The organism is Photorhabdus africana, from assembly GCF_035181445.1.
GTDB classification, from domain to species: Bacteria; Pseudomonadota; Gammaproteobacteria; order Enterobacterales; family Enterobacteriaceae; genus Photorhabdus; species Photorhabdus laumondii.
The window spans coordinates 34,529-49,401 of sequence record NZ_JAXBVE010000025.1; the positions used below are offsets into that span (position 1 = coordinate 34,529).

13 protein-coding genes are annotated in these 14,873 nt (G+C 43.7%); all 13 read left to right on the forward strand.

Annotated features, from left to right (window positions below):
- The first annotated feature begins 215 nt into the window (after positions 1-215).
- The 13 genes from rho (at position 216) to wecG (ending at position 14,808) form a co-directional block, all read left to right on the forward strand.
- A complete protein-coding gene (rho, locus tag SLS51_RS14695; RefSeq protein WP_011148733.1) occupies positions 216-1,475 on the forward strand; it encodes a transcription termination factor Rho in 1,260 nt (419 codons plus the stop codon).
- 416 nt (positions 1,476-1,891) lie between these two features.
- Positions 1,892-2,977 (forward strand): UDP-N-acetylglucosamine--undecaprenyl-phosphate N-acetylglucosaminephosphotransferase, encoded by a 1,086-nt coding sequence (gene wecA / locus SLS51_RS14700; protein WP_323839462.1) that lies wholly within the window; start codon positions 1,892-1,894, stop codon positions 2,975-2,977.
- Positions 2,978-3,006: 29 nt separating this feature from the next.
- Entirely contained in the window at positions 3,007-4,062 is a 1,056-nt protein-coding gene (gene wzzE / locus SLS51_RS14705) for an ECA polysaccharide chain length modulation protein (protein WP_323839463.1), read from the forward strand.
- 126 nt (positions 4,063-4,188) lie between these two features.
- Positions 4,189-5,310 (forward strand): non-hydrolyzing UDP-N-acetylglucosamine 2-epimerase, encoded by a 1,122-nt coding sequence (wecB, locus tag SLS51_RS14710; protein ID WP_323839464.1) that lies wholly within the window; start codon positions 4,189-4,191, stop codon positions 5,308-5,310.
- Between the two features lie 4 nt (positions 5,311-5,314).
- Entirely contained in the window at positions 5,315-6,577 is a 1,263-nt protein-coding gene (gene wecC / locus SLS51_RS14715) for a UDP-N-acetyl-D-mannosamine dehydrogenase (RefSeq protein ID WP_323839465.1), read from the forward strand.
- On the forward strand, positions 6,574-7,644 hold the full coding sequence (rffG, locus tag SLS51_RS14720; protein WP_323839466.1) for a dTDP-glucose 4,6-dehydratase: 1,071 nt from the start codon (positions 6,574-6,576) through the stop codon (positions 7,642-7,644). The genes wecC and rffG overlap by 4 nt, the downstream gene beginning before the upstream one ends.
- A 21-nt stretch (positions 7,645-7,665) precedes the next feature.
- On the forward strand, positions 7,666-8,547 hold the full coding sequence (rfbA, locus tag SLS51_RS14725; RefSeq protein ID WP_323839489.1) for a glucose-1-phosphate thymidylyltransferase RfbA: 882 nt from the start codon (positions 7,666-7,668) through the stop codon (positions 8,545-8,547).
- Entirely contained in the window at positions 8,525-9,238 is a 714-nt protein-coding gene (rffC, locus tag SLS51_RS14730) for a dTDP-4-amino-4,6-dideoxy-D-galactose acyltransferase (protein WP_323839467.1), read from the forward strand. Before rfbA ends, rffC begins: the two co-directional genes overlap by 23 nt.
- 1 nt (position 9,239) lies before the next feature.
- Positions 9,240-10,370 carry a dTDP-4-amino-4,6-dideoxygalactose transaminase gene (gene rffA, locus SLS51_RS14735; protein ID WP_323839468.1) on the forward strand — a complete coding sequence of 377 codons (1,131 nt, stop codon included), beginning with the start codon at positions 9,240-9,242 and terminating at the stop codon, positions 10,368-10,370.
- A 1-nt stretch (position 10,371) separates the two neighbouring features.
- A complete protein-coding gene (gene wzxE / locus SLS51_RS14740; protein ID WP_323839469.1) occupies positions 10,372-11,622 on the forward strand; it encodes a lipid III flippase WzxE in 1,251 nt (416 codons plus the stop codon).
- On the forward strand, positions 11,619-12,704 hold the full coding sequence (locus SLS51_RS14745) for a TDP-N-acetylfucosamine:lipid II N-acetylfucosaminyltransferase (protein WP_323839470.1): 1,086 nt from the start codon (positions 11,619-11,621) through the stop codon (positions 12,702-12,704). The genes wzxE and SLS51_RS14745 overlap by 4 nt, the downstream gene beginning before the upstream one ends.
- Positions 12,701-14,080: an ECA oligosaccharide polymerase gene (gene wzyE, locus SLS51_RS14750; RefSeq protein ID WP_323839471.1), complete on the forward strand. Its 1,380-nt coding sequence runs from the start codon at positions 12,701-12,703 to the stop codon at positions 14,078-14,080. Before SLS51_RS14745 ends, wzyE begins: the two co-directional genes overlap by 4 nt.
- A complete protein-coding gene (wecG, locus tag SLS51_RS14755) occupies positions 14,071-14,808 on the forward strand; it encodes a lipopolysaccharide N-acetylmannosaminouronosyltransferase (RefSeq protein ID WP_323839472.1) in 738 nt (245 codons plus the stop codon). The genes wzyE and wecG overlap by 10 nt, the downstream gene beginning before the upstream one ends.
- Positions 14,809-14,873: the final 65 nt, after the last annotated feature.

Sequence of the window (14,873 nt, forward strand, 5' to 3'; positions counted from 1 at the left end):
GTAATGTTTCAGCATTATCTCAACAGCGTTTTTGACAGCCTGTCAGTCTTATTTGAGCACAATCTTAGTACTTCAAATTATTACCTTTTTATATGAATAATGTATTAAAGGTCTGATTTGTTTTTGTACAAAATAAACAGGCACCGATCGATGACGCTGCCATACTATTCACGTTCATAGTTCGAGATATACCCCGAGTTTAAGAACCCACCATTATGAATCTTACCGAATTAAAGAATACGCCGGTATCTGAACTGATTACACTCGGCGAAAATATGGGGCTGGAAAATCTAGCCCGTATGCGTAAACAAGATATTATCTTCTCTATCCTTAAGCAGCATGCGAAAAGTGGGGAAGATATCTTCGGTGATGGCGTGCTGGAGATATTGCAGGATGGCTTTGGATTCCTCCGTTCAGCAGACAGCTCCTACCTTGCCGGCCCCGATGATATCTACGTTTCTCCCAGCCAAATCCGTCGTTTTAACCTCCGCACCGGTGACACAATTTCAGGTAAAATTCGTCCACCTAAAGAAGGTGAACGCTATTTTGCCCTGTTGAAGGTTAACGAAGTTAATTTTGACAAACCAGAAAATGCCCGCAGTAAAATTCTTTTTGAAAACTTAACCCCGCTGCATGCTAATAGCCGCCTGCGTATGGAACGTGGTAATGGTTCCACTGAGGATCTGACAGCACGCGTACTGGATCTGGCTGCACCGATTGGCCGTGGACAACGTGGTCTGATCGTCGCGCCACCAAAAGCGGGTAAGACGATGTTGCTGCAAAATATTGCTGCTAACATTGCTCACAATCATCCAGACTGTGTATTGATGGTACTTCTGATTGATGAACGTCCAGAAGAAGTCACTGAAATGCAACGCTTGGTAAAAGGTGAGGTTATTGCTTCTACTTTTGATGAGCCAGCTTCTCGTCACGTTCAGGTGGCAGAGATGGTTATTGAGAAAGCAAAACGTCTGGTTGAACACAAAAAAGACGTGATTATCCTGCTTGACTCTATTACTCGTTTAGCGCGTGCCTATAACACTGTTGTTCCTGCATCCGGTAAGGTATTGACTGGTGGTGTGGATGCTAACGCATTACATCGTCCGAAACGTTTCTTCGGTGCTGCGCGTAATGTGGAAGAGGGCGGAAGCTTGACCATTATTGCGACTGCGTTGGTGGATACGGGTTCCAAGATGGATGAAGTGATTTACGAAGAGTTTAAAGGTACAGGTAACATGGAACTGCATCTCTCCCGTAAAATTGCTGAAAAACGCGTCTTCCCAGCTATCGATTACAACCGTTCTGGTACACGTAAAGAAGAGCTACTCACTACCTCTGAAGAGCTACAGAAAATGTGGATTCTGCGCAAAATTATTCATCCGATGGGCGAAATTGATGCGATGGAATTCCTTATCAACAAACTGGCTATGAGCAAAACGAATGACGATTTCTTTGACATGATGAAACGTTCATAGTTTTTAACTCAGTTCATGATCATTTTAAGCGCCACAGTTTCGTGGCGTTTTTTGTATTCACCGCACGTTATAGCTATATATGGCATGTATTTTGCAAGCTGTATATGTTGCTATATATACCTTATGGATTTCAAGATGCATCGCGACGGCAAGGGAGCGAATCCCCGGGAGCATAGCAAACTATGTGACCGGGGTGAGCGAGTGCAGCCAACAAAGAGGCAACTTGAAAGATGACGGGTATATTTGAAATAAATATTAAAAGAATGATGTAAGAGCATAAGGGCCATTAATTTTTTCATATAAGCAGTGTTTTCGTCAGCTAAGGCGCTCGTGAGGGTAGATTTTGGCTAGAAAATCACATGCTTTCGGTTGATAAATGACCAGGGTGTGTTTACTTTTTACAGAGAGTTATCATCGTGAATATTCTCAGCATGAATATTGAAATTTTTTATGTTTTTCTGTTTTCTTTTGCGTTTTTGTTTATGGCTCGCAAAATAGCAAAGAAAGTTGGCCTTGTTGATAAGCCCAATTATCGTAAGTGTCATCAGGGGTTAGTGCCTCTGGTTGGAGGAATATCAATATTTGTTGGCATCTGTTTTGCTTTTGTTATCACGAAAGAATTTATTCCTCACAAGTGGTTATATTTAGTTTGTGCTGGTGTATTAGTATTTGTCGGCGCATTGGATGACCGTTTTGATATCAGCGTTAAGGTCCGGGCAACCATCCAAGCTCTGGTTGGTATTGCGATGATGTATTTTGCTGGTCTGAAATTAGATAGTCTTGGTTATGCTTTTGGCCCTTGGGACATGACACTTGGACCATTTAGTTATGTTGTGACACTATTTGCTGTCTGGGCTGCTATCAATGCATTCAATATGGTTGATGGGATAGATGGATTATTAGGCGGATTATCCTGTGTCTCCTTCGGTGCTTTGGGGATCTTACTGTATCAAAGTGGTAATACGGCGCTAGCATTATGGTGTTTTGCATTTATTGCTGCCATTCTCCCTTATATTGTTCTTAATCTTGGTTTATTAAGCCAACGTTTCAAAGTGTTTATGGGGGATGCGGGCAGTACACTGATTGGTTTTACCATTATCTGGCTGCTCATTGAATCTACTCAGGGGAATGAGCATCCTGTTAATCCAGTTACTGCGTTGTGGATTGTTGCCATTCCATTAATGGATATGGTTGCTATTATGTACCGTCGGTTACGGAAAGGAATGAGTCCATTTTCTCCTGACAGGCAACATATTCACCACCTAGTTATGCGGTCTGGATTCTCATCGTGTCAGGCTTTTATTTTAATCACTGTTGCTGCCACTTTATTAGCCGCTGTCGGCATTACTGGAGAATGGCTGGAATTTGTGCCTGAGTGGATAATGTTGGCACTGTTCTTGCTTGCATTTGTGTTGTATGGCTATTGCCTCAAGCGTGTATGGAAGGTAGCTCGTTTCATTAAACGGCAAAAGCGTCGTATGCGCCGTTCAGCTAACCATTAAACATCTATTATCAGCAGAGGTTCTGTGCAGTGATAAAATCAGAAACGAAATCTATTCAGGATGAACAAGCTCTGGAGCATGAGCTGGATATCAGAGCCTTGTGCAGTGCGCTATGGCATGGAAAGGTATGGATCGTTGTACTGGCAATAATTTTTGCAACCGCGGCGCTAGGGGCATCTTATCTAATGCAACAAAAATGGAGTGCCACTGCAATCACTGATCTGCCTACGACTAATCAGTTGGGAAGTTATTACTCTCAGCAGCAGTTTTTGCGCAATCTGGATACTCACATTAACATTTCACTGGAAACTCAGTTACCGTCTATTCCAGAAGAAGCCTATAAGGAGTTCATCACTCAGGTTGCCGCATATGATACTCGCCGTGAATTTTGGTTGAAATCTGATTATTACAAGCAGCATCAGGAAGGCGATGTCAGAGCCGATGCGGCCTTATTAGATGAATTAGTCAATAATATTCAATTTATTCCTCATGATGATAAAAAAATGCTGAATGACAGCATTAAACTGATTGCTGAGTCTTCTAGACAAGCAAATCAACTCCTGCGCCAGTACATTGCTTTTGCCAATAGTCGTGCTAGTACCCATTTAAATGATGAAGTAAAAGGCGCATGGGTTACCCGTGCCCAATCTATGGATGCACTGGTTAAGCGCCAAGAAATGGTCGCTAAAGCGGTTTATAACCGTGAAATGAATGTATTACAGCAGTCCCTGAAAATTGCGGAAAAACAAGGGATTCAGCGCAATCAAACGGATACGCCAGTGGATCAATTGCCCGATTCAAAAATGTTTATGTTAGGGGTGCCGTTGTTACAGGCTCAACTTGAGACTTTGGCAGCAATAGGGCCTAAGTATGATGTGGACTATGACCAGAATATTGCAATGTTAGCAGCGTTGAATATTCATCCAACATTACAGGATCAATTCCAGGCTTATCGCTATTTGAGAACACCAGAGGAACCTGTTACCAGAGACAGTCCTCGCAGAATGTTCCTGATGATCATGTGGGGAGCAGTTGGTGCTTTAGTGGGAGCCGGCGTGGCATTGGTTAGATGTTCGCGTAAATAATCAGATAATCATTAGGAATAACTGCTTCTGAAGGATATTTTCTGCAACTCCAGTAGCAGAAGTAAATAGCATTCAGAGTATTGTTTGCAGGGAAATCTGCAAGTTACTGACTATAAGAGAGTCACTGTGAAAGTGTTGACTGTGTTTGGTACTCGGCCGGAGGCTATCAAGATGGCTCCGCTAGTACACGCATTGGCAAAGGATGAAGCCTTCGAAGCGAAAGTATGTGTCACCGCCCAACATCGGGAAATGTTGGATCAGGTGTTACATCTTTTTGAGATTACTCCCGATTTTGATCTCAATATTATGAAATCAGGGCAAGATCTAACGGATATTACCTGCCGTATTTTGGAAGGATTGAAGCCCGTTTTAGCAGAATTTAAGCCTGATGTTGTATTGGTTCACGGAGATACAACAACAACGATGGCAACCAGTTTGGCTGCGTTCTACCAACGTATCCCTGTTGGTCACATTGAAGCTGGATTAAGAACGGGTGATCTTTATTCCCCTTGGCCGGAAGAGGCAAACCGTAAGATTGCTGGACATCTGGCAATGTATCATTTTGCTCCGACAGAAAATTCTCACAATAATTTATTGAAAGAATCAATTGCAGATAATCGGGTTTTTGTCACCGGAAATACAGTGATTGATGCGTTGTTGTGGGTACGCGATCGAATAATGAATGACGAGGCTATGCGGAGTAAGCTAGCGAAGCACTACCCGTTTATTGATACTAATAAAAAAATGATTCTGGTGACAGGGCATCGTCGTGAAAGTTTTGGTGGCGGATTTGAGCGAATTTGTGAAGCTTTGGCACAGATAGCCCGTGCTCATCCAGATGTGCAAGTAGTCTATCCGGTTCATCTCAACCCGAATGTCAGTGAGCCAGTAAAGCGCATTTTGCATGATATTGATAACGTTATTCTCATCAAACCACAGGACTACTTGCCATTTGTTTATCTCATGAACCATGCCTATATGATCCTGACGGATTCCGGCGGCATTCAGGAAGAAGCGCCTTCTTTAGGAAAACCGGTATTGGTAATGCGTAATACTACTGAACGGCCAGAGGCAGTTGATGCTGGAACGGTACGTTTGGTCGGGACGGAAACAAGAACTATCGTGGAAGAGGTGACTCGATTGTTGACAGACGATGCTGCCTATCAGCGAATGAGCCGCGCTCATAATCCTTACGGGGATGGCGATGCCTGTCAACGTATTCTCGACGCTTTGAAAAAAATCAGGTGACACTATGAGCTTTGAAACTATTTCTGTTATTGGTCTTGGCTATATTGGTTTGCCAACGGCGGCAGCGTTTGCATCCCGTAATAAGAAAGTCATTGGCGTGGATGTTAATCAGCATGCGGTAGAAACCATCAACCGTGGTGAAATTCATATTGTAGAACCGGATCTAGACAAAGTGGTGAAAGTTGCCGTAGAAGGCGGTTACCTGAAAGCGGTGGTTGCTCCGTTACCCGCAGATGCTTTTCTGATAGCGGTTCCGACGCCTTTTAAAGGCGATCATGAGCCGGATATGACGTATGTCCGTTCCGCAGCCGAATCTGTCGCGTCGGTGCTGAAAAAAGGTGATCTGGTTATTTTAGAATCTACCTCACCAGTAGGCGCGACGGAGCAGATGGCCGAATGGTTAGCAGCAGCGCGCCCTGATTTAACGTTCCCGCAACAGATGGGAGAGGGGTCTGATATTGATATCGCTTACTGTCCTGAACGTGTGTTACCAGGGCAAGTGATGGTTGAATTAATTAAGAATGACCGTGTTGTTGGTGGTATGACGTCAAAATCTTCAACCAGAGCTAGTGAGCTGTATAAAATTTTCCTTGAAGGTGAATGTGTTGTCACTAATTCAAGAACGGCAGAAATGTGTAAGCTGACAGAAAACAGTTTTCGAGATGTAAACATTGCATTCGCCAACGAACTTTCCCTGATTTGTGTTGATCAAGGTATCAACGTGTGGGAACTGATTAGTTTGGCAAATCGCCACCCGCGTGTAAATATTCTCCAACCAGGTCCTGGCGTGGGTGGTCATTGTATTGCTGTTGATCCGTGGTTCATTGTTTCTCAAAACCCGAAACAATCACGCCTTATTCATACAGCACGTATGATTAATGATGACAAGCCATTGTGGGTTGTGGATCAAGTAAAAGCGGCTGTTGCGGATTGTTTGGCTGAAAGTGGAAAACGTGCAAGCGAAGTGAGAATTGCCTGTTTTGGTTTGGCATTTAAACCAAATATTGATGATTTGCGTGAGAGTCCAGCAGCACATATCACCGGTATGATTGCGCAATGGCATGCAGGTGAAACGCTGGCGGTAGAGCCTCATATTCATGAATTACCCGCTCCCTTAAAGGAAATAACTCGATTAGTTAATCTGGAAAAAGCGCTGGAAGAAGCAGATATTCTGTTGATGCTGGTAGATCATAATCAGTTTAAAGCTGTAAATAGTCATGAAATTAAACAGAAATGGATTGTGGATACAAAAGGAGTCTGGCGTTGAGACGTATTCTAATCACAGGTGGTGCAGGTTTTATTGGTTCCGCTGTTGTACGGCATATCATTCATAATACAGAAGACAGCGTGGTTGTAGTTGATAGCCTGACTTATGCCGGTAATCTGGCGTCTCTTGCCCCGGTTGCGGATAGCCCTCGTTATGCGTTTGAACAGGTTGATATCTGTCAACGCGGAGCGCTGAATCGGGTCTTTGAACAATATCAGCCGGATTGTGTAATGCATTTGGCGGCAGAAAGCCATGTGGATCGCTCTATTGATGGCCCTGCGGCATTTATCGAAACCAACATTGTGGGTACTTATACTTTGTTGGAAGCTGCGCGTGCTTTCTGGCAGAAACTTAGTGAAGAGAAGCAAGCTGTTTTCCGTTTTCACCACATTTCAACAGATGAAGTGTATGGTGATTTACATGGTGAGGAGGGCTTCTTTACCGAAACAACACCTTATGCGCCAAGTAGCCCATATTCGGCGTCCAAAGCATCCAGCGATCATTTGGTAAGAGCATGGTACCGGACTTATGGTTTACCGGTCATTATCACCAATTGTTCAAATAACTATGGTCCTTACCATTTCCCGGAAAAACTGATCCCACTGATGATCTTAAATGCATTAGCAGGAAAATCTTTACCGGTATATGGTGAAGGGAAACAAATTCGCGATTGGTTGTATGTGGAAGACCATGCCAGAGCGCTCTATTTGGTTGTGACAGAAGCTGAACCGGGCAAAACCTACAATATTGGAGGTCATAATGAACGCAAAAATATTGATGTGGTTTGTTCAATTTGTGAGCTTCTGGAAGAATTTTGTCCTGAGAAACCCGCGGGCATTGCTTATTATCGAGATTTGATTACTTATGTTGCAGATCGCCCAGGCCATGATATGCGTTATGCTATTGATGCGGCGAAAGTTGAACGTGAGCTAGGCTGGAGACCACAAGAGACATTTGAATCAGGTATTCGTAAAACAGTTCAATGGTATTTGGAAAATGAAAACTGGTGGCGTAAGGTTCAAGATGGTTCTTATGCCGGTGAGCGTCTTGGATTAGGTAAAAACTGAATGACGATGGGGGCAGTAAATATGAAAGGGATCATTCTGGCAGGTGGATCGGGAACTCGGTTGCATCCGATAACACAAGGTGTTTCCAAACAACTACTGCCAATTTATGATAAGCCGATGATTTACTATCCTTTGTCAGTACTCATGCTAGCAGGGATACGTGATATTCTCATTATCTCTACGCCAGAAGATTTACCTTCTTTCCGTCGGCTGTTAGGTGATGGTAGCAGATTTGGTATTCACTTGAGCTATAAAGAACAGCCATCACCGGATGGTTTAGCTCAGGCATTTTTGATTGGTGAGGAGTTCATTAACGGCGGGCCTTGCTGCTTGGTATTGGGAGACAATATCTACTTTGGACAAGGATTTAGCCCAAAACTGAAGAATGTTGTTTCCCGTGGAAAAGGGGCGACTGTTTTTGGTTATCAAGTGATGGATCCTGAACGATTTGGGGTGGTGGAATTTGATGACGCGTTCCGCGTTCTTTCCATTGAAGAAAAACCAGAAAAGCCAAAATCCAACTGGGCGGTAACGGGTCTCTATTTCTACGATAATCAAGTGGTAGATTTTGCCAAGCAGGTCAAGCCTTCTGCCAGGGGTGAACTAGAGATTACCAGTATTAACCAGATGTATTTGGAACGTGGTGAACTAAACATTGAGTTGTTAGGGCGTGGTTTTGCCTGGTTGGATACTGGCACTCATGACAGCCTGATTGAGGCCAGCACTTTTGTGCAGACCGTTGAGAAACGTCAGGGTTTTAAGATTGCCTGTCTTGAAGAGATCGCCTGGCGTAATGGTTGGCTGGATGATGTACAGTTAAGAGAAACAGTAAAATCCTTGTCAAAAACTGGTTATGGTCAATATCTGCTGGATCTGCTCCATGTCCGTGCGCGCCAATATTGAATCATTAGAGTGGGATAGCCACTATTTTGGGTTGTCCACCGCTCGCCTTGATTTCACGCCTGATGCCGGTCTGCTAACCTCATCTCAGTTAGAGCCGTATGCTTTAGTGCAAGCTAAAGTACCTGCACAGCGATTGGATCTTATTGATGGATTATCAACTGTAGGCTTTTCGTTAGTGGAAGGGGAAGTAGACCTTTCCTTAATAATTGGCATAGAAAATGCTAATAACGACAACTCTGAGAGTAAGTTGCTTTCGGCTGAGCGGCGAGATATCCCGATGTTGAAGGAGGTAGCTTCTAACGTATTTCCGTTGAGTCGTTTTCGAACCCCGTGGTATCAACCGCAAGATAGTGGTCGTTTCTACGCGACTTGGGTGGAAAAAGCGGTATTGGGGACATTTGATCATCAATGTTTGCTGGTAAATGGAGATAATGGGCAACCCGCAGGGTTTGTTACCTTACGAGATATAGGATCAGGAGAGGCTCGTATGGGTTTGCTGGCGGTATTCCCAGGAAATATTGGCCGTGGGATTGGCTCTAAATTGATGTTGGCGGCGCAGCAGTGGTGTCAACGCCACAAAATACGGCAGTTAAGGATTGCGACACAAACCAGCAACATTGCTGCTTTGCGCCTTTATACACGCAGTGGTGCGTTTGTTGAAAGCACCGCGTATTGGTTATATAGGGGATGAAATGATTCCATTTAACAAACCACCAGTAGTTGGCACTGAATTAGATTACATGAAGCAAGCAATGGAGAGCGGTAAGCTTTGCGGGGATGGTGGTTTCACCAAACGTTGTGAAGAGTGGATGGAACAACATTTCAATTGCCCGAAAGTTCTATTGACACCATCCTGTACCGCTGCACTGGAAATGGCGGCTATTTTGCTAAATGTCCAACCCGGTGATGAAGTTATTATGCCGAGCTTCACTTTTGTTTCTAGTTCTAACGCGTTTGTGCTGCGTGGAGCAACTATTGTATTCGTGGATATCCGCCCGGATACCATGAATATTGATGAAACCAAAATCGAAGCAGCAATTACAGCTAAAACACGCGTGATTGTTCCAGTGCATTACGCTGGCGTAGCCTGTGAAATGGATACCATTATGGCCTTGGCAGAGAAATATAATCTGTTTGTCGTGGAAGATGCTGCACAGGGGGTAATGTCTACTTATAAAGGGCGCGCACTGGGAACTATCGGACACATTGGTTGCTACAGTTTCCACGAAACCAAAAACTACTCTTCTGGTGGTGAAGGTGGTGCAGTACTTATCAATGATCAGTCATTGATTTCCCGTGCGGAAATTGTCCGTGAAAAAGGGACTAATCGTAGCCAATTTTTCCGTGGTCAAGTTGATAAATATACTTGGCGTGATATCGGTTCGAGTTATCTTATGTCGGAGCTTCAGGCTGCTTATTTGTGGGCGCAATTGGAAGAAGCTGAGAAAATCAATGAGCGTCGTCTTGCCTTGTGGAATGCCTATTATCAAGCATTAAAACCGCTGGCTGATGCTGGTCTCCTGACATTGCCTATCATACCGGAAGGGTTGGAGCATAATGCTCACATGTTCTATATCAAGCTGAAAGATGTTGAAGAACGCTCAGCATTCAATAGCTATATGAAGGACGCAGGTGTACTAACGGTATTCCATTATGTTTCCCTGCACACCAGCCCCGGCGGTGAAAAATTTGGCCGTTTTCATGGGGAAGATCGTTTTACTACTTGTGAAAGTGATCGTCTAGTGCGCTTGCCGATGTTTTACAACATAACAGACGCTGAACAGCAGATTGTCATTAAACATATTCGAGAATACTTCGCCTGATATGTCGTTGGCTAAAGCATCAATATGGACTGCGGGCTCCACACTGATAAAAATCGGTGTGGGGCTTTTGATCGTTAAATTGCTGGCGGTTGCTTTTGGCCCCAGTGGCGTTGGGCAGGCAGGTAATTTCCGTCAGCTTATTACTGTGCTTGGGGTGTTGGCTGGTGCTGGTATTTTTAACGGTGTGACGAAATATATTGCTGAATATCAACAGCAACCAGAAAGATTGCGTGCGGTATTGGGAACATCTTCTTCCATTATCCTTGGTTTTTCCTCTCTACTGGCAGTGATTTTTCTGTTATTCAGCGGGCCTATTAGTATAGGGTTATTTGGTCATCAAGATTATGAGTCAGTTGTGCAGGCACTCGCCTTTATTCAAATGGGGATTGCTTTCGCCAACTATTTTTTGGCTATTTTGAAAGGATACCGAGATGCTCAGAGGAATGCGCTGGCGATTATTTTTGGTAGCGTGATTGGCGTGATGGCCTATTATCTCTGTTTTGTCCTTGGTGGGTATGAAGGTGCTTTGGCGGGTTTGGCTTTAGTGCCAGCATTAATCATATTTCCCGCGGGATTGATGGTTTGGCGTCTCAAAGCGGTATCGATTTCAAGCTTTAAGCCCATGTGGGATAAAGTACTGGCTGGTCAGCTTGGCAAGTTTACCCTTATGGCTCTGCTGACTTCTATTACCTTACCGGTTGCCTACATTATGATGCGAAATCTGCTGGCAGCGCATTATAGTTGGCGCGATGTGGGTATCTGGCAAGGTGTAAGCAGTATTTCCGATGCTTACCTGCAATTTATCACAGCATCTTTTACTGTTTATCTGTTGCCAACCCTTTCACGGTTGCAGGGTAAGGACGAAATATCAAATGAGATAATTAAGGCGCTGAAATTTGTTTTGCCTGCTGTGGCTGTTGCAAGTTTTACTGTATGGCTGCTGCGTGACTTTGCCATTTGGTTACTGTTTTCTGACAAATTTACGGCTATGCGTGATCTATTTGCCTGGCAGTTGGTGGGTGATGTCTTGAAGGTGGGCGCTTATGTTTTTGGTTATCTGGTGATTGCCAAGGCTGCGTTGCGTTTTTATGTGTTGACAGAAGTTAGCCAGTTTTTATTGCTTACTGGTTTTGCCCACTGGCTTATTCCGGTAAATGGAGCGTTAGGTGCAGCACAAGCCTATATGGCAACTTACATTATTTATTTCACCCTTTGTTGTGGTGCATTTCTTATTTATCGTAGGCGAGCATGACAACCCTCATTCACGTTTTGGGATCTGATATTCCACATCACAATCGAACGGTATTGCGCTTTTTTAATGATGTCTTAGCGCATGAAATTGGTTTTTTAGCCAAACCGAAGTTTATGGTAGTGACCAGAAATCGCGCTTTATTGGATGATTGCACGGCATTGGATGTGGCATTCTTCGACAGTAAAAAATCTCTGGCGCAGGCGGTTATTGCTAAAGCGCGTTCAGATAGAGATTGTCGGTTTTTTTTTCACGGCCAATTTAATGTGAGTTTGTGGTTGGCGCTGTTGTCAGGAAAAATCAAACGTCATCAGTTTTGGTGGCATGCCTGGGGAGCTGATCTGTATGAAGACTCCCATCAGTTAAAATTCCGTCTATTCTATTTCTTGCGCCGTCTGGCGCAGCGCCGGGTAGGGCATGTGTTTGCGGTTCGTGGAGATCTCTATTTTTATTCTCAATATCATCCAAACGTACCAACATCATTGCTCTATTTTCCAACCAGAATGGAACCTGCTTTGACTATTGCAGAAAGAATACCTGTTGAAGATAGCAAGATGACAATTTTGTTGGGCAATTCTGGTGATCGATCGAACCGTCATATTACGGCATTGAAAACAATTCATCAGCAGTTTGGCGATCAGGTGCGAATCATTATCCCAATGGGTTATCCTGAAAACAATCAGGTTTATATTAATCAGGTTGAACAGGCTGCGTTATCATTGTTCCGGCCAGAAAATTTGAACATTATTAAGCAAAATATGGCGTTTGATGATTATTTGGCATTGTTGCGCCGTTGTGATTTAGGGTATTTCATGTTTAATCGCCAGCAGGGGATTGGAACAATTTGTCTGTTGATACAATTTGGTGTGCCATTTGTACTCAGTCGTCAGAATCTTTTTTGGCGAGATTTAGTAGAACAACAGGTGCCGGTATTTTTCTCTGGTGATCCTTTAGATAGCCAACTGATTGCGGAAGCACAACGGCAGATGTTCTCCTTGGACAGAAATGCGATAGCTTTCTTTAGCCCGAACTTTATTTATGGCTGGCGGCAGGCGTTGGCAAAAGCGGCGGGAGAGCAGCAATGACTTTAACGCAGTTTGGCGGATTATTTGCTGTTTACTTGATATCGCTGGTTTTCATCCTGACGCTGACCTATCAGGAATTCCGGCGTGTACGTTTTAATTTTAATATATTCTTCTCATTGCTTTATTTGCTGACATTCTATTTTGGTTTTCCACTGACGTGTTTGTTGGTTTTCCAATTTGATGTTGAAGTGGTGCCTGTAGAGGCCTTACTACATGCTCTACTGGCTTCGACCTGTTTTTATGCTATTTATTACGTCAGCTATAAAACACGGCTAAGAAAGTCGTCTATGCAGCCTAAAACACCGGTATTTACCATGAACCGGGTAGAAACTAACTGTACATGGTTACTACTGGCATTAGTTGCGGTGGTGACAGTGGGGCTGTTCTTTATGCAAAACGGTTTTTTACTGTTTAAGTTACAGTCGTACAGTCAAATTTTTTCCAGTCAGGTTTCCGGTGTTGCCCTAAAGCGATTCTTTTACTTCTTTATTCCTGCCATGCTGGTGGTTTATTTCTTGAAGCCGACCCAGTTACGCTGGCTATTTTTTCTGATGAGCACAGTGGCTTTTGGGATACTGACTTATGTCATTGTTGGCGGAACACGGGCTAATATTATCATTGCGTTCGCGTTGTTTCTGTTTATTGGCATTGTGCGTGGTTGGATAACCTTGTGGATGTTGGTAACGGCGGGTGTAATAGGGATTGTTGGCATGTTTTGGTTGGCACTCAAACGTTATAGTTTGGATGTCAGTGGTGCAGAAGCGTTTTATACTTTCCTTTATTTGACAAGGGATACTTTCTCTCCGTGGGAAAATCTTGCATTACTGCTGAATAACTACGACAAAATTGATTTTCAGGGATTAGCGCCTATTATCCGTGATTTCTATGTCTTTATTCCAAGTTGGCTCTGGCCGGGACGCCCTGATGCCGTGCTGAATTCTGCGAATTATTTTACCTGGGAAGTACTGGATAACCACTCTGGTCTGGCAATTTCCCCAACTCTGATAGGTTCTCTGGTTGTGATGGGGGGAGTACTGTTTATTCCGGTTGGTGCGATTGTTGTTGGATTGATAATTAAGTGGTTTGACTGGATTTATGAATTAGGAAAACAGGAGACTAATCGTTATAAAGCCGCTATCTTGCAGGCATTTTGCTTTGGCGCGATCTTCAACATGATAGTATTGGCCCGTGAAGGCGTGGATTCATTTGTTTCCCGTGTGGTATTTTTTTGTATTATGTTTGGCTTATGTCTGGTAATTGCTAAGTTGTTGTATTGGCTATTTGAGAGTGCAGGGCTTATTAGAACGTATCTGACTAGCAACCTAGTGGTATCACAAAAACGTCTGTTGCAATGTAAGGAAAGAAAATGGAGCTAAGCAATATTCCTAAATACAGTATTCGTGGCCTGAATATTTGGGGCTTCCGCGATATGGCGCATTTTCTTGACCATATTTTTCAACGTGGACAGGTAAAGACGGGTACTATGGTGGCGATTAATGCGGAAAAAGTTCTGACGGCAGAGGAAGATACAGCTTTAAGTACACTGCTGAGTGACGCAGAATATCTGTATGCTGATGGCATAAGCATTGTACGTGCTATTCGCCGTAAATACCCTGATGCTAAAGTTTCTCGTGTGGCGGGCGCTGATTTATGGGAAGCCATTATGGAGCGTGCTGGCAAAGAAGGCACACCTATTTTTCTGGTCGGAGGTAAACCAGAGATATTGGAACAGACGGAAAGTAAACTGCGAGCTCAGTGGAATGTCAATATTGTTGGCAGCCAGAATGGTTATTTCACACCAGAGGAACGTAATGCTGTTTTTGAACGGATTCATGCCAGCGGTGCGGCGATTGTGACAGTTGCAATGGGATCGCCTAAACAAGAAATTTTTATGCGTGACTGTCGGAAAATTCATTCGGATGCGTTGTATATGGGAGTTGGCGGTACTTATGACGTATTTATCGGTCATGTGAAACGTGCGCCAAAAGCATGGCAGAATTTGGGGCTTGAATGGCTTTATCGCCTGTTATCACAACCAAGCCGTATTCGTCGCCAGTTTAAGTTACTGAAATTTCTTGGATATTACTATAGTGGCCGTCTGTAAACCCGCTTCTTGCTTGTCGTGTAAATTTTCGTCAGGCGATACTTTCGTCAGACGATACAATGAAT

Excerpts from the sequence above, each read along its gene's own strand:
- rho (WP_011148733.1), top strand. The coding sequence starts at position 216 with ATGAATCTTACCGAATTAAAGAATACGCCGGTATCTGAACTGATTACA.
- wecC (WP_323839465.1), top strand. The coding sequence starts at position 5,315 with ATGAGCTTTGAAACTATTTCTGTTATTGGTCTTGGCTATATTGGTTTG.
- rfbA (WP_323839489.1), top strand. The coding sequence starts at position 7,666 with ATGAAAGGGATCATTCTGGCAGGTGGATCGGGAACTCGGTTGCATCCG.
- rffC (WP_323839467.1), top strand. The coding sequence starts at position 8,525 with ATGTCCGTGCGCGCCAATATTGAATCATTAGAGTGGGATAGCCACTAT.
- rffA (WP_323839468.1), top strand. The coding sequence starts at position 9,240 with ATGATTCCATTTAACAAACCACCAGTAGTTGGCACTGAATTAGATTAC.
- wzxE (WP_323839469.1), top strand. The coding sequence starts at position 10,372 with ATGTCGTTGGCTAAAGCATCAATATGGACTGCGGGCTCCACACTGATA.
- SLS51_RS14745 (WP_323839470.1), top strand. The coding sequence starts at position 11,619 with ATGACAACCCTCATTCACGTTTTGGGATCTGATATTCCACATCACAAT.
- wzyE (WP_323839471.1), top strand. The coding sequence starts at position 12,701 with ATGACTTTAACGCAGTTTGGCGGATTATTTGCTGTTTACTTGATATCG.
- wecG (WP_323839472.1), top strand. The coding sequence starts at position 14,071 with ATGGAGCTAAGCAATATTCCTAAATACAGTATTCGTGGCCTGAATATT.